The following is a 14,122-nucleotide window of genomic DNA, read 5'->3' on the forward strand; positions in this document are numbered from 1 at the left end:
TCTCGGATCAGGTCCGCGGCAGGACCAACCCGGGTCCCGAGCGCCGGATGACCCGGGCACCGTCGAGCTCGACGCGCTCGTTGCCCGCGATCTCGATCGTGAACTCCTCGCCGCCCAGCCGTACCGTCCCCGCCACCGGCCGTGCGGTCATGCCGACGAGCGCGCGCAGCCGCGCGGCCCGGTCGGTCACGGCGCGGAGCCCGTGCGGCATCCGCAGGAACTCCTCGGCGTCGCGGTAGGCGATCGCCTCGGTGCGCGTGTTCACGAGCTCGAATCGCACGCCGTCGACCGTGCGCTCGTAGGCGAGCTCCTCGGCCACGTCATGATGGTCGACCCGGCGGGGAACGAGACCCGAGAACCACAGCTCGCCGTCGGGCGTCGGCAGGATGCCGAAGAGCCGCTCGACCGTGTCGAGCAGCCACAGGATCGCGGGGGAGTACTGCTCGGTGTAGCCGGGCTCGCCGGTCCACGGGCTCATCACCTGCGGGAACCTGCCCATGCGCGCGACGGCGGCGACCACCGGCATGAGCGAGAAGGCCAGCTCGGCCACGTGGCCGTAGTGCTCGAACGCATGCGGCGCTCGAATGAGGGTGAGGAAGTTCACGGGCCCACCCCACGAGTTGGCCCGGAAGTCGTGATCGAAGCGCGGGTCGTCGAGGGCGAGCGACGTGAACGGGTAGGCGGAGAAGAACTTGCGCGAGTTCAACAGGTAGCGCGCGAGTGAGGCGGCGAAGAACTCGGCTCCGACGACCTCGCTCGCGAGTACGCGCAGCAGCACGTCGGACTGCACTCGCACGTGCCGGCCTGCGGCATCCACGTCGTACCAGCATCCGTCGTCCTCGTCGAAGCACGCCTCGAGGGCGGCGAGGCTCGCGGCGGCCTTCGCCCGCCAGGGTGCCGGGTCATCGTCGAGCTCCTCGGCGATGAGGGCCAAGTAGGCGCGCTGGCACGCCACGTTCGCGGTGAGGTCGGGTGCGAGGAACGGCAGCACGCCCGACTCGGGGTCGAATGCCGCGGCGTCGCCGCCGGGGGCCTGGTCGGGCACACCCCAGAACCGGGGTGATCGGTCGTGGCCGGTGTCGAACGTGCAGAAGGCCTCGACGCCACCGGTGCCGCGGGTATCGCGGTGCTCGGCCAGCCAGGCATCGTGGCGGGACAGCGCGTCGTACATCGTGGCGAGGTAGTCACGGTCGCGGCCGTCGATGCGGTAGTGGTGCCAGACGCTGCGCGCGAACGGGGTGACCATCTGGATCTGGGCGTACCCCGGGCCATCCGCCGTGAGCTTGTAGGGGAGGAGGCCATCGGCACGCTGGTGCGCGGCGAACTGGAGGTGCGTGTCTCGGGTCACCCTCGGGACGAAGCGGTCGAGCACCTCGGCGTTGATCGTGGCGGTGCTCTCCAGCCAAGTGCCGAGGTAGACACCGCCCTCGTTGAGGACGGGCACGCCGCCACCGCGACTGCCGTCGCGGTCGCCACCGCCACCGAGGTTGAGGGGCAGGATGCACCGGGCGAGCTCCTCGACGGCCTGCTGCCACGCCGTCTCGAGCGGGCCGCCGAGAGCTGCGAATCGGACGTCGCCGAGGCGCACCGACGAGGCGCGGAGACGCTCGAGTACGGGGGTGGGATGCGACATCGGCCTCGTCTTTCGCTGGAAGACGACCGTGGGCGGTCCCGAAGGACCGCCCACGACCGCCGGGGGAGCGGGGATCAGTCGTTCTGGAGTGCTGCTTCGAGTTCCGAGATCCATTGCTTGGCACCGTCCTCGACGGAGACCTTACCGAACAGGATGTCGGACTCGATGCGCTGCGACAGCTCGTTCAGCATCGCGCCGCCGGCGGGCTGCGGCGGGGCGACCACACCGATCTCGAGCACCTTCTCGAGGTACTCGGCCGACTGCGCGTCCGCGGGGGCGAGCAGCGGCTTGACCACCTCGAGGGTGTCGGGGTTGAACGGCAGACCGCGGTTGGCGAGGATGATCTTCGCCGGCTCCGGCTGGTTCAGCAGCCAATCCACGAGCAGAGCGGATGCCTCGGGGTGCTTCGTCTCCGACGCGATCGCCCAGAACTGCGAGGGCAGCACGGCGACGCCCGAGACGTCCGTCGACGTCGGCGGGGCGATGATCTCGATCTCCGCGCCGCCGGTGCCGGCCGCGTACGAGCCGATCTGGTTGTTGTAGGCGAACGTGATGGCCGCCTTGCCCGTGCCGAACAGCGAGAGGTCGGGGGTCACGTTCCAGTGCTCGACGATGACCGAGGGGTCGGGGAGGCCGCCCCCGGCGACGAGCTCCTGCTCGAGCTCGTACCACTGCTGGATGATGTCGGCGTCGGTGGCGAGCTCGCCGTCCCAGTCGTAGATGCCCTCCTCGGTGTACTGGGCCACGTACGTGCCGAGGATGTCCTGCACGCGGAGGTCGAGTCCCACGACGCCCGGGACCTTCTTCGGGATCTCGTTGGCGATGTCGACGAGGTCTTCCCACGTCCAGTCGTCGGTCGGCACGGGGATGCCGGCCTGCTCCAGGAGCGTGGTGTTGATGAGCGCGCCGATCGCGTTGCCGCCGGTCGGGAGGCCGTAGAGGGTGTCGTCGACCGTGGCGTTGGTGAGCGTGAAGTCCTCGTACGTGCTGGTGTCGAGCTGCTCACTCACGGTCGAGAGGTCGAGGAGTGCGCCGGCGTCGCCGTACTCCTGCGGCTTGGCCCCGCCGAGGGCGAACACGTCGGGCGCGGTGCCCGAGGCGAAGTCCGTGGCGAGTCGGTTGAACAGGTCGTCGGGGGCGCCGACGGGCTCCTCCACGACTGTGATGTTCGGGTACTCCTCCTCGAAGAGGTCGATCGCCTCGGCCATGATGGCCGCGCGCTCGTCGTTGCCCCACCATGCGATGTGGAGCTCGACCTCCTCGTTCGGATCGAAGCCGCCGCCGGACTCGCCTGCGGCGGTGGTCGAGCAGGCGGTCAGGAACAGGGTCGCGGTCAGGGCGACCCCCAAGGTCGCCCGTCGTGCAACGGTGCGTGATGTACGCGTCATTGCGCCTCTTTCCATGTGATCGAGGACCACGTGCAGCGGTCCCTGTGCTGTATCCATGACGTCGGACTCGCCACGGCGGAGCAGTGCACGGGATCTGGGGATCGTCTCGTGAAACCGCTTTCTCGGGAAACTAGCATCGATATGTTGGGGTGTCAACGAAATATCCGAGTGATGTCCTGAAACGTTGCAGACCTGCACCAGCACGGTCAGCCTGCTCCGGATGCCTCCACGGGGCCCGCGCTCACGACGGCAGTCCGGACGCTCGGTGCGGCCGTCGAGCCGCGGATCTCGACCCGCGGCTGCAACAGCAGGTCGTCGCCCGGGCCCTCCCCCTGGATGAACGCGAGCAGCCGTTGCCATGCCAGTGCGCCGAGCTCCTCGTACGGCACCGACGCCGTGGTGAGGGGTGGCGAGGTGTAACGCGCGAACGGGATGTCGTCGAATCCGGTCACCGAGATGTCGTCGGGTACGCGCACCCCGGCAGCGCCGAGGCCGTCGACCAGACCGACGGCAACGAGATCGTTGAAGGCGATGGCCGCGGTCGCGCGCGACTCCCAGACCAGGCCCGCAACACGCCGGCCGTCCTCGGTGTCGGCCCCGCAACTGATCCGATGCAGCACCACATCGGGTGTGGCCTCCTCGAACTCGTCGAGCGCCCGGCGACGGCGCGCGTTCGAGACACTGCGCTCGGGCCCGCCGAGGTAGACGAACGACCGGTGCCCCTGGTCGTACAGGTGCTGGGCGAGCTTCTTGATGCCACTGCCGTAGTCGATCGACAGCGACGGAGCGGCGATCGACGGTGAGGGCCGGTTGATGAGCGCCACGGGCGCGAGCGCGGCCGCGATCTCCACGAGCCGCTCCTCCGACATGCGGGGTGCGCAGAGCACCACGGAGTCGCATCGCCGGCGAAGCTCCGTGGCGAGCACCGGCTCCTCGTCGGGCATCTCGGCCGAATCGGCGACCAGTACCCGATAGCTGTCCCGGGCGGCCGCCCGGGTGAGACCGCCGAGAATCGCCTGGAAGGCGGGGTTCCGGATGTCGGGTACCAGGAGCGCCACCGTGTGCGTCTCGCCGAGGGCGAGGCTCCGTGCGAGCGGGCTCGGCGAGTACCCGAGTTCCGTCGCCGAGGTGCGAACCCGCTCGGCGACGGCCGGTTCGCCGACGAAGCGGTCGTTCATCACTCGCGAGACGGTCGCGGGAGAGACGCCGGCATGGCGCGCGACATCCGCGATCGTGGTCGTGGTGCCTCTTCGAGCCATCGGTCTCCTCGTCATGAACGATATTTGACAAATCGCGGTCTCAGCAACAAAAATCAGACAGCGCGAGAAACCGCTTTCACAGAGGGTATCGGTTTCTGCGCCCAGACAGGGAGGTCCGCATGAGCAGTCTCGGCGAACTCCGCTCGTTGGCGCGGTCGGCGCGTGCGAGCGGGCCGCGCATCAAGGAGAGGCATCCTGACAACAAAGCAGGCTTCCTCTTCCTGCTCCCGTGGCTGATCGGAATCCTCGTGTTCACGATCGGGCCGATGCTCGCGTCGCTGTACCTCGCGTTCACGGACTACAACCTGTTGCAGCCACCGAGGTGGGCCGGCCTCGACAACTTCGAGCAGATGCTCGGCGACGCGCGGCTCTGGAACTCGTTCCGCGTCACCCTCGTCTACGTGTTCGTGTCGGTTCCCCTGCAGCTCGCGCTCGCCCTCGGCATCGCGATGCTGCTCGACCGGGGCATGCGCGGTCTCTCCTTCTACCGCTCCGTGTTCTACCTGCCGAGCCTGCTCGGCGGCTCGGTGGCGATCGCGATCCTCTGGCGCCAGGTGTTCGGCAAGGAGGGGATCGTCAACGGATTCCTGTCCTGGTTCGGCATCGAGGGCCCCGGCTGGATCTCGCACCCCGACTACGCGCTCGGCACGATCATCCTGCTGCATGTGTGGACGTTCGGCTCGCCGATGGTGATCTTCCTCGCGGGCCTCCGCCAGATCCCCGAGATGTTCTACGAAGCGGCCGAGGTCGACGGTGCCGGCAAGCTTCGGCGCTTCTTCTCGATCACCCTGCCGCTGCTCACGCCCATCATCTTCTTCAACCTCGTGCTGCAGGTGATCTTCGCCTTCCAGTCGTTCACCCAGGCGTACATCGTCTCGGGCGGCACCGGAGGCCCGAGCGACTCGACGATGTTCTTCACGCTCTACCTCTACAAGCAGGCGTTCACGGAGCTGAACATGGGCTACGCCTCGGCCATGGCGTGGTTCCTTCTGCTGGTGATCGGCGTGATCACCGGAGCGAACTTCTGGCTCTCGAAGTACTGGGTCTTCTATGACGACTGAAATCAGGCCGGTCTCGCGTCCGGCCGACGAAGGGAACGCGAACATGACCTCAACGCTCGAGCCGCCGACCACGCGGGCGGTCGTCGGGGCGCCCCCGGGGGACGCGCCGGCCGGCAGCGGACGCCGCCGTTGGATCTCCGTCGCGAAGCACGCGGGCCTCATCGCCCTCTCGATCGTGATGGTGTATCCGCTCATCTGGCTCGTGGTGTCGTCGTTCAAGCCGAATGCCGACATCTTCCGCGACCTCAGCATCTTCACGAGCGATCTCACCCTCGAGAACTACATCCAGGGCTGGACCTCGCAGCAGCTGCCCTTCAGCGTGTTCCTGATGAACTCGTCGATCCTCGTGCTCGGTGCGATCGTCGGCAACCTCATCTCCTGCTCGCTGGCCGCGTACGCGTTCGCGCGGCTCCGGTTCTGGGGGCGCAACGCCTTCTTCGCGATCATGCTCGGCACGATCATGCTGCCGTTCCACGTCGTACTGGTGCCGCAGTTCGTCATCTTCCGCGAACTCGGCTGGCTCGAGACCTTCCTCCCGCTCATCGTGCCGAAGTTCCTCGCCGCCGACGCGTTCTTCATCTTCCTCATGGTGCAGTTCATCCGCGGCCTGCCGAAGGAGATCTTCGAGGCGGCACGCATCGACGGCGCCGGACAGTTCCGCATCTACTCGCAGATCACGCTGCCGCTCATGGTGCCCGCGCTCGCCACGACCGCGATCTTCACGTTCATCTGGACGTGGGGCGACTTCTTCGGGCCGCTGATCTACCTGCGTACGCGCGAGAACTTCCCCGTCTCGGTCGCGCTGAAGGGCTTCGTCGACGCGCAGTCGTCGTCCGACTACGGCGCGATGTTCGCGATGTCGGTCGTCAGCCTCATCCCGCTGTTCCTCGCGTTCCTCATCGGCCAGCGTTACCTGATCAAGGGGTTCGCGACGACCGGCATCAAGTAGCCGACGCGGCCCCGCAGCGGGCGCCCGTCTCGTGGCGGGCGCCCGTCTCGCGGTGTCCGGCCTGCGGATGCTCCGTCGACCGGTGCCCCGGCTTCGACAACGAGATCGGCGAGGTGAGCGCCACCTGCTCCGAGAAATCCGCGGGCACGAGGCGGTCGGTCGGCACCTGGGGGACGAGCGCGCGGTCGCGGTCACGCTCGCGTCTTTCGGTCGCGAGATCGCGCACGACCTCGATGGGCTCCGTGACGATCGCGGCCAGGGCCGCAGTCGGGGCATCCGCGAACCGTACGACGGGCCGCCAGCGGGCCTGCGGATGCCTCGCCAGGTGCATGCCTCGTGCGACGATGAGCCAGCCCAGGCCGATGAGCGCGGCCACCGCTCCGGCGGACGCCGCCACGCCGAGGGCCCACCGGGGGCCGAAGGCGTCGGCGACGGCGCCCACGATGGGAGCACCGATCGGAGTGCCGCCGACCATGACGGCCATGTAGAGCGCCATGACGCGGCCACGCAGGGCGGGGTCGGTCGTGGACTGCACGTAGCCGTTCGCCGTCGTGAGGATGGTCACCACGCTGAGGCCGATGAGCACCATGGATGCCGCGAACGTCCAGAAGGTGGGCATCAACGCCGCGATCAGCGCTGCCAGGCCGAAGGACCCCGCGGCGATGATGACCACGCGCAGCCGTGCACGATCGCGTCGGGCCGCGAGGAGCGAGCCCGCGAGAGACCCGATCGCGAGGATCGAGGACAGCAGGCCGAACTCGCCGGCACCGCGACCGAACTCGACGGCCATCGTCGACGCGAAGATCGGGAAGTTCATGCCGAGGGCGCCGATGAGGAACACGATCACGAACACGACCACGAGGTCGGGTCGGCCCGCGACGTAACGGAATCCGGCGACCAACTGCCCGCGCTGGCGCGGGCCGCGGGTGAATTGGCGCATGGAGTCGGTGCGGAGCAGCGCGAGGGCGCCGAGCATCGCGAGGAACGTCGCCGCGTTCACGATGAAGACCCATCCCGAGCCGACGATCACGATGAGGACGCCGGCGACGGCGGGGCCGATGAGCCGGGCCGTGTTGAACGACGCGGAGTTCAGCGCCACGGCGTTCGACATGTGCGAGCTCGACACGAGGTCGGTGACGATGGTCTGGCGCACGGGGGTGTCGACAGCGCTCACCACGCCGAGCGCGAGCGCGAAGGCGTAGAGGTGCCAGAGCTCGGCGACGCCCGTCACGAGGAGCACGCCGAGTGAGAGACCGAGCAGCATCATGGCGCCCTGGGTGAACATGAGCGTGCGACGCCGGTCGAACCGGTCGGCGATCAGGCCAGTGACCGGCACGAGCAGCAGTTGCGGAGCGAACTGCAGGGCCATCGTGATGCCGACCGCGAACGCGTCGTTGTCGGTGAGCTCGGTGAGCACGACCCAGTTCTGGGCGGTCGCCTGCATCCAGGTGCCGACGCTCGAGACGAGGGCGCCGATGAACCAGATGCGGTAGTTGCGCACGGCGAGGGAGCGGAACATGGCACTCATTGGTCGATGAGCCTCCTCAAGATGATCGTGGCGTCGGCGAGCGTCTCGCGTTCCGCGGGGGTGAGGGCGGCGAACCGCTTGGCGAGCCAGGCATCGCGGCGCCGGCGGGTCTCGCGCACGACGGTCTCGCCCGCCTCGGTGGTGGAGACGAGCACCTTCCGACCGTCGTCGGGCGCGGGCGAACGGGTGACGTACCCCGACTCGACGAGGCAGTTGACGGTGCGATTCATCGACGGTGCGGTGACGCGCTCCAGTTCGGCGAGGCGGCCGATCGTGAGCGGGCCCTCGACCGAGATCCATCCGAGCGTCGAGAACTGCGAGCCGCTGAGCTCGGTCTCGGTGCGCTCCTGCCGAAGCCGCCGCGCCAGGCGCATGATCGCGATGCGGAGCTCGCTGCTCTGCTCGGGGAGGCTGCGTCGGCGAGCGGATGTCGCGGGGGTGGCCCGTTCGGGCAGGGTCGAGAGGGCGGCATCCGTCATATGCTTAGTGTAACAAATTAGTGTGACTAAGCATTCCACCCTCCCGATCGCGCCATTGACGGGTTGCCGAATCGTCCAGTACCGTGTCGCGTGAATATCAATCAGATTGATATTCGTGAACGCTCAACGAGCAGGCACGCCACGAGCTGCAATGGCGCAGGCGAAGGGAAGAAGATGTCCACACTGTCCGAACGCCCCCGACGATGGACTGCAGCGGTCACCACCGGCGCAGTCGTCGTGTCCGGGGTGCTGCTGAGCTCCTCGCCGGCAGCGGCCGACGACGACCCGCTCGTCATCACGGGGCAACTGAACGATTCGACACCGTTCCGCTTCGTCGTCCCCGACGAGTGGAACGGAACCGTCTTCGTCGATCTCGATTTCGCCGCGGGTACGCGAATCGAGCCTCACGTGCAGTACCTGCTCGACCAGGGTGCCGCGTACGGCGGCACCACGCGAAACGTCACGGGCTGGAACGTCGGGGCTGCGATCGACAATCAGGTGGAGGCGCTCGACGCGTTCGCCGAACGCGTCGGCACGCCCACTCGCGCGATCGCCAGTGGACGCTCGATGGGAGGGTTCGTGGCCGCCGGCGTCGCCCAGCGGCATCCGACCGCGTTCGACGGCGTCGTCTCGATGTGCGGCGGGCTTTCGGGCACCGTCTCGCAGTGGAACCAGAAGCTCGACACCGTCTTCGTGCTGTCCACGCTGCTCGACCCGTCGGGGCAGCTCCCGGTCATCGACATCCCCGCCGACGTGAGCGGCGCGAGGGAGGCCTGGTTCACTCGTCTCGCCGACGCGCAGGAGACACCCGAGGGGCGCGCGCGCATCGCCCTGGCCGCGGCCATCGGCCAGTTGCCCGCCCAGTCGCAAGCCCTGCCGAATCCCGATGCGACGAATACCGCAGACTACGAGGCGGCCTGGTACGGAGCCCTGGCCGGCGACCCACTCCCGTACATCGGTCAAGCGATGGGCAGCCGCCGCAGCCTCGAGCAGGTCACCGGGGGCAACCCGTCGTGGAACACCGGCATCGACTACTTCGCGCAGTTCCGAGGCCTGTCGAACGACTCGCGCAAGGTCGTCGAACGTCTCTACGAGGAGGCGGGGCTGTCCCTGAACGCGGATCTCGCCCAAGTCGACGGGGCCGAGCGGATCGCGGCCGACCCGGCTGCGGTCGAACGCTTCAGCCTCGGCACCGAATTCGACGGCGAACTCTCGGTGCCGGTCGTCGCGATGAGCAACACGGGCGACCAGATCTCGACCGTCGCGCAGCAGAGCGAATACGAAACCGAGGTGCGCTCAGCCGGCGACAACGCGCTCCTGCGCCAGGTGTACGTCGACAGCGTGGGGCACTGCAGCTTCAGCGCCGCTGAGCTGGTCGTGGCGACGGAACTCCTGCTCGACCGACTCGACAGCGGGCACTGGAGCGGGGGCGACAACGCCACGCAACTGAATGAGGCGGCCGCGGCGCTCGAGCTCGGGGGAGGCCGCTTCATCACCTTCACGCCTGACCGGTTCAGCCGCCCGTACACGTTGGGGGAACCCTTCGAGCTCGCGGGCTGATCCGACCCGACCGGGGCCGGCCCAGATGGACCGGCCCCGGCGGCCTAGGCTGAGAGCGTGTCGGACGAGCCTGGCGACCCCCGTGGAACTCCCGCGACCGAGCGGCTGAACTACACGGCGTATCGCCTGGCACGAGCACTCAATCGCGCGGCCGAGAACACCGCGCTTGCGCGTGGCGTCACCCTCCCGCAGCTGCTGATCCTGCAGGTGCTCGGTGAAGGTGTGCCCCTGTCGAATGCGCAGATCGCACGGCGCACCTTCGTCAGTTCACAGGCCGCCCACGTGGCATCCGCCGATCTCCTGACGAACGGGTTGATCGAGCGCGTGAAGCACCCCTCCAATCGCCGCGTGCGCCTGGTGAGACTGAGTGAGCGTGGATGGGATCTCCTCGGCGAATGCCTCAGCGAGCTCCGTGAGAGCGAGGAGCGGCTGACCGGGTTGCTCGGGCAGGACGCCGGACCATCGCTCGCCGACGTGATGGATCGTGCGGCCGAGGTGCTCGCCGGAGGCTACTTCGGTGACTCCGCGGCAGAGGCCGCCGCGGTCGCGAAGCGTCGACGCGCGAGTCAGGGCGGCATCACGCCCACGTGACCGACTTCGACGTCGGTACGGTCATGGCCAGCGTCATGCGACTGCGACAATGGCCGCATGCCGACGTTCACCGACGACCACGGGGTCCGCATCCACTACGAGTCGTGGCGGGTGCCCGACCCGACCGCGGTCATCCAGCTCGCGCACGGCATCGGCGAGCACATCGGTCGCTACGCCGAGCTCATCCAGGCGCTCAACGAGGCCGGGTACTCGGTGTGGGCCGACGACCACCGCGGACACGGGAAGACGGGCTTCGACCAGCACGGCGGGGACCTCGACCGCATGGGGCGACCTGGCCCGGGCGGTATGCGGGCGGCGATCGCCGCCGTCGAGCGGTTCACCGAGGTCATCCGGGAAACCGAGGGCTACGACGTGCCGCTCGTGATCCTCGGGCATTCATGGGGGTCGTTCATGACCCAGCACGTGGTCAACCGGCATCCCGAACGTTACGACGCCGTCGTGCTCACCGGCAGCGCCTGGCTGCAACTCGGCTACACCAACATCGGCAACCTGAACAAGCGCTTCGCACGGCCCGGGGGCACGGCCGTCGAGTGGCTGAGCCGTGATCCCGAGGTCGCGGTGGCCTGGGAGGCCGACCCGTACACGACGAGCCGCACGCTGCAGCAACTGTTCGGCTGGCCGCAGTCGTTCACGCTCATCACGCGGCCGTCGAAGCTTATCCCCAGCGAGTTGCCGTTGCTCATCATGGTCGGCTCCGACGACCCGGTCGCGGGCGAGCGCAGCGCGCGGCGGCTGCTACAGGACTATCAGCGTCGAAGCGGACTCGTCGACGCGCAGCTCATCGTCTACGAGGGGGCCCGGCATGAGCTCTTCAACGAGACGAACCGCGCCGAGGTGCGTGCCGACCTCATCCGTTGGCTCGACGAACGCTTCGCCGTCGACTGACTCCCGCGCGACTGACCCCGCGCGGCTGCTCTCTCAGCTCGTGAAGGAGAATTGCGGCGAGACCCCTGCACAGGCAGGGATAGGGCCTATTCTCCTGCACGAGCTGAGAGCGCGGCCGCCGCGGCATCCGCCGACCATAGGCTGGACCCCATGCATGGTGAGTACAAGGTTCCCGGCGGCAAGCTCGTGGTCGTCGACTTCGACGTGGTCGACGGGGCCATCCGCAATCCGCGCGTCGCCGGCGACTTCTTCCTCGAGCCCGACGAGGCGCTCGACGACCTGAACCGGGCGCTCGAGGGCCTGCCTGCGGCATCCGACGCCAAGCAGATCGCGGCCGCGATCACGAAGGGCCTGCGCCCCGACGCGGTGATGCTCGGCTTCTCGGCCGACGCGGTCGCGGTCGCCGTGCGACGCGGGATGACGGATGCCACGACCTGGTCGAACTACGAATGGGAGCTCGTGCACGATCCCGCCGTGCCGCCCCGCCTGCACCTTGCGCTCGACGAGGTGCTCGCCACCCGCGTGGGCGAAGGACGACGCAAGCCGACGCTGCGCTTCTGGGAGTGGGAGGAGTCGGCCGTGGTCATCGGCTCGTTCCAGTCGGTGAAGAACGAGGTCGATCCCGACGGCGCCGAGAAGTACGGCTTCGACGTCGTGCGCCGCATCTCGGGCGGCGGCGCGATGATGATGGAGAAGGGCAACGTCGTCACGTACTCGCTGTACGTGCCCGCCGAGCTCGTGCAGGGCATGAGCTTCGCCGACTCGTATGCGTTCCTCGATGACTGGGTGTTGCAGGGACTGCGTTCGCTCGGCATCGAGGCGACGTACCAGCCGCTCAACGACATCGCGAGTCCCGCCGGCAAGATCGGCGGCGCCGCCCAGAAACGCCTCGGCTCGGGCGGCGTGCTTCACCACGTGACCATGGCGTACGACCTCGACAACGCCAAGATGCTCGAGGTGCTGCGCATCGGCCGCGAGAAGATCAGCGACAAGGGCATCGCGTCGGCGGCCAAGCGCGTCGATCCGCTGCGCTCGCAGACGGGACTGGCACGTGCGGAGGTCATCGACGCGCTGAAGCAGACGTTCACGGAGCTGTACGGCGCGACACCCGGGTCGGTCACGGCCGACGAGCTCGCCGAGGCCGAGGAACTGGTCGAGTCGAAGTTCTCCACCCGGGAGTGGCTCTACCGCGTGCCCTGACGCGTCGGCGCGAGCTCGCGGCATCCGCTCGTGTCCATTTCTGCGGATATACGATCGGGCGCGCCGCGCGCGAGCGGCTGTGACCGGGGTGTCGGATCGTATATCCGCAGAAGGGGACGGTAGGGGCATCCGGATGCCTCTCCACAGCCCGCGAGGAAGGCTCAGCCTTCCCAGCTACAATCGCCGGGTGGAGTGGTGGATCTGGGTCGGCATCGCCGTGCTCGTCGTGGGCGGCATCGCCGTCGCGGTACGACGCGGATGGATCGACCTCTCCGACAAGACCCGCCGCGGTGGTGGCGGTGGTGGCGGGGTCATGATGATCGGCGACGAGGTGTTCGCGCCCCGTAAGCACGAGGCGCAGGCCGAGCTCGACCGCCAGAGCCGCCTGCCCGCACCCGCACCGCTGCCCGGCGACGGCGACAAGGGCATCGCGTTCGCCGCCGAGGACGTCGACGAGGATCACCCCGATCGATTCCGCGGGCGCATCCGGCTCGACGTCGATCGCGGCTGAGGGTCAGGCGCCGGCGGGGCGCCCGCGCTCCCGGATGCGGAACACGGGATGGTCGGCGGCGATGCGGGCGAAGGCTGCGAGCGGTGCCGACGGCTTCAACCCCAGGTGCGGGCGCGCGCCCGGCGCGACGGCGACGTAGCGGCGCAGGATCGGTGCCCGCTCGCCGACGGGCACCGGCTCGAGGTGCACCCGGATGTCGCGGCCGTGGCGACGCAGTACGGCGTCGCCACCTGCCGCCTCGACGTTGCGGACCCAGTTCGCCTCGGGCCCGAGCATCGACACCAGGTACTCCTCGTCACCGAGGTCGGCGACGGCGACGGGTACGGCGGCGACCTGACCGGTACGCCGACCCCGCACCTCCAGGACGGCGGTCTGGGCGGGAACCAGCACGCCCGCCGAGTACAGCGCGGTATCGATGCGGTTCCACCACCGCATCAGCGTTCCCGGCCGCCCGCCGCGGTACAGCGAGCGCTTGACCGCGCTCAGCCGTTCGACGGCCGCATCGACGAGTCGGCGTGCCGTGCGCGCAGCGGTCATCGGCGTTGCCGCCACAGATGCGCGACGGCCACCAGTCCGACTACGCACGGGATGACCTGCAACCAGGCCAGCACCGGGACGAGGCCGACATCGCCGGAGGTGTCGCGCACGGTGAGGCCCGCAAGCGCGATGCACACCGCGGTGAGGAACACCACCGTCGCGAGCCACGGCGCCCAGCGCGTGCCGCGCGCGGTCGCCCAGATGGTCGCGATCCAGGTGAGAACGCCGAGGCCGCCCACCACGGCCAGCACGACGAGGTAGATCGAGGTCGCCGTCCCGATCTCGTCGGTGCCGTACGACGGGTACGACGCCTGGATGTGGCCGGCGAGCATTCGTGTCGTGGCGTCGTCGACGAACGCCGCGACCGTGACGAGGATCGTCATCGCGAGCCCGCCCCACAGCGTGGCGAGGGCGGCTCGATTCGTGGTCGGTGCCGGCATGGGGGTGGTCGGCGCGTGGGCGGTCATCAATCTCCTTAGGTCTGACTTCAGACAGTGACTTTCTGTATGCGAGTCACTCT

The 14,122-nt window shown here is 68.7% G+C and carries 14 protein-coding genes; 7 read left to right on the forward strand and 7 right to left on the reverse strand.

From position 1 onward, the window contains the following. Positions 1-7: 7 nt before the first annotated feature. From AB0K73_RS04990 to AB0K73_RS05000, 3 genes are all read right to left on the reverse strand, one after another. Entirely contained in the window at positions 8-1,633 is a 1,626-nt protein-coding gene (locus AB0K73_RS04990) for a hypothetical protein (RefSeq protein WP_360510237.1), read from the reverse strand. 74 nt (positions 1,634-1,707) lie between these two features. Beyond that, positions 1,708-3,021: an extracellular solute-binding protein gene (locus AB0K73_RS04995; protein WP_360510234.1), complete on the reverse strand. Its 1,314-nt coding sequence runs from the start codon at positions 3,019-3,021 to the stop codon at positions 1,708-1,710. A 206-nt stretch (positions 3,022-3,227) separates the two neighbouring features. Further along, positions 3,228-4,280, reverse strand: coding sequence for a LacI family DNA-binding transcriptional regulator (locus AB0K73_RS05000; RefSeq protein ID WP_360510232.1), 1,053 nt, complete (start codon positions 4,278-4,280; stop codon positions 3,228-3,230). Between the two features lie 119 nt (positions 4,281-4,399). Here AB0K73_RS05000 and AB0K73_RS05005 point away from each other — a divergent pair, with 119 nt between their 5' ends. Both AB0K73_RS05005 and AB0K73_RS05010 read left to right on the forward strand, forming a co-directional pair. Next, positions 4,400-5,341 (forward strand): sugar ABC transporter permease, encoded by a 942-nt coding sequence (locus AB0K73_RS05005; protein ID WP_360510230.1) that lies wholly within the window; start codon positions 4,400-4,402, stop codon positions 5,339-5,341. Between the two features lie 43 nt (positions 5,342-5,384). Next, complete coding sequence (locus AB0K73_RS05010; protein ID WP_360510229.1) at positions 5,385-6,290, forward strand: carbohydrate ABC transporter permease; 906 nt, start codon at positions 5,385-5,387, stop codon at positions 6,288-6,290. Here the strand turns inward: AB0K73_RS05010 and AB0K73_RS05015 are convergent. Together AB0K73_RS05015 and AB0K73_RS05020 are read right to left on the reverse strand one after the other, a co-directional pair. Then, on the reverse strand, positions 6,283-7,809 hold the full coding sequence (locus tag AB0K73_RS05015) for an MFS transporter (protein WP_360510227.1): 1,527 nt from the start codon (positions 7,807-7,809) through the stop codon (positions 6,283-6,285). The genes AB0K73_RS05010 and AB0K73_RS05015 overlap by 8 nt on opposite strands. 5 nt (positions 7,810-7,814) lie before the next feature. Continuing rightward, the gene (locus tag AB0K73_RS05020) at positions 7,815-8,297 is read right to left on the reverse strand and encodes a MarR family transcriptional regulator (RefSeq protein ID WP_360510225.1); all 483 of its coding nucleotides are present in this window, start codon (positions 8,295-8,297) and stop codon (positions 7,815-7,817) included. A gap of 174 nt (positions 8,298-8,471) precedes the next feature. Here AB0K73_RS05020 and AB0K73_RS05025 point away from each other — a divergent pair, with 174 nt between their 5' ends. The 5 genes from AB0K73_RS05025 (at position 8,472) to AB0K73_RS05045 (ending at position 13,065) form a co-directional block, all read left to right on the forward strand. Continuing rightward, positions 8,472-9,857, forward strand: a complete 1,386-nt coding sequence (locus AB0K73_RS05025; RefSeq protein ID WP_360510223.1) for an alpha/beta fold hydrolase — start codon at positions 8,472-8,474, stop codon at positions 9,855-9,857. Between the two features lie 57 nt (positions 9,858-9,914). Next, entirely contained in the window at positions 9,915-10,448 is a 534-nt protein-coding gene (locus AB0K73_RS05030; protein ID WP_360510221.1) for a MarR family winged helix-turn-helix transcriptional regulator, read from the forward strand. A gap of 57 nt (positions 10,449-10,505) precedes the next feature. Continuing rightward, on the forward strand, positions 10,506-11,354 hold the full coding sequence (locus tag AB0K73_RS05035; RefSeq protein WP_360510219.1) for an alpha/beta hydrolase: 849 nt from the start codon (positions 10,506-10,508) through the stop codon (positions 11,352-11,354). Positions 11,355-11,504: 150 nt separating this feature from the next. Next, positions 11,505-12,554, forward strand: a complete 1,050-nt coding sequence (locus tag AB0K73_RS05040; RefSeq protein WP_360510217.1) for a biotin/lipoate A/B protein ligase family protein — start codon at positions 11,505-11,507, stop codon at positions 12,552-12,554. Between the two features lie 187 nt (positions 12,555-12,741). Continuing rightward, a complete protein-coding gene (locus AB0K73_RS05045) occupies positions 12,742-13,065 on the forward strand; it encodes a hypothetical protein (RefSeq protein WP_360510215.1) in 324 nt (107 codons plus the stop codon). Between the two features lie 3 nt (positions 13,066-13,068). Here AB0K73_RS05045 and AB0K73_RS05050 read toward each other — a convergent pair whose 3' ends face one another. Then, positions 13,069-13,602, reverse strand: a complete 534-nt coding sequence (locus AB0K73_RS05050) for a nitroreductase/quinone reductase family protein (protein WP_360510213.1) — start codon at positions 13,600-13,602, stop codon at positions 13,069-13,071. After that, complete coding sequence (locus AB0K73_RS05055; RefSeq protein ID WP_360510211.1) at positions 13,599-14,069, reverse strand: hypothetical protein; 471 nt, start codon at positions 14,067-14,069, stop codon at positions 13,599-13,601. Before AB0K73_RS05055 ends, AB0K73_RS05050 begins: the two co-directional genes overlap by 4 nt. Between the last annotated feature and the right edge of the window lie 53 nt (positions 14,070-14,122).

Origin of the sequence: Agromyces sp. NPDC052230, from assembly GCF_040679595.1 — a bacterium.
GTDB lineage: Bacteria > Actinomycetota > Actinomycetes > Actinomycetales > Microbacteriaceae > Agromyces.

Excerpts from the sequence above, each read along its gene's own strand:
- AB0K73_RS04990 (WP_360510237.1), bottom strand. The coding sequence starts at position 1,633 with ATGTCGCATCCCACCCCCGTACTCGAGCGTCTCCGCGCCTCGTCGGTG.
- AB0K73_RS04995 (WP_360510234.1), bottom strand. The coding sequence starts at position 3,021 with ATGACGCGTACATCACGCACCGTTGCACGACGGGCGACCTTGGGGGTC.
- AB0K73_RS05000 (WP_360510232.1), bottom strand. The coding sequence starts at position 4,280 with ATGGCTCGAAGAGGCACCACGACCACGATCGCGGATGTCGCGCGCCAT.
- AB0K73_RS05005 (WP_360510230.1), top strand. The coding sequence starts at position 4,400 with ATGAGCAGTCTCGGCGAACTCCGCTCGTTGGCGCGGTCGGCGCGTGCG.
- AB0K73_RS05010 (WP_360510229.1), top strand. The coding sequence starts at position 5,385 with ATGACCTCAACGCTCGAGCCGCCGACCACGCGGGCGGTCGTCGGGGCG.
- AB0K73_RS05015 (WP_360510227.1), bottom strand. The coding sequence starts at position 7,809 with ATGTTCCGCTCCCTCGCCGTGCGCAACTACCGCATCTGGTTCATCGGC.
- AB0K73_RS05020 (WP_360510225.1), bottom strand. The coding sequence starts at position 8,297 with ATGACGGATGCCGCCCTCTCGACCCTGCCCGAACGGGCCACCCCCGCG.
- AB0K73_RS05025 (WP_360510223.1), top strand. The coding sequence starts at position 8,472 with ATGTCCACACTGTCCGAACGCCCCCGACGATGGACTGCAGCGGTCACC.
- AB0K73_RS05035 (WP_360510219.1), top strand. The coding sequence starts at position 10,506 with ATGCCGACGTTCACCGACGACCACGGGGTCCGCATCCACTACGAGTCG.
- AB0K73_RS05040 (WP_360510217.1), top strand. The coding sequence starts at position 11,505 with ATGCATGGTGAGTACAAGGTTCCCGGCGGCAAGCTCGTGGTCGTCGAC.
- AB0K73_RS05050 (WP_360510213.1), bottom strand. The coding sequence starts at position 13,602 with ATGACCGCTGCGCGCACGGCACGCCGACTCGTCGATGCGGCCGTCGAA.
- AB0K73_RS05055 (WP_360510211.1), bottom strand. The coding sequence starts at position 14,069 with ATGACCGCCCACGCGCCGACCACCCCCATGCCGGCACCGACCACGAAT.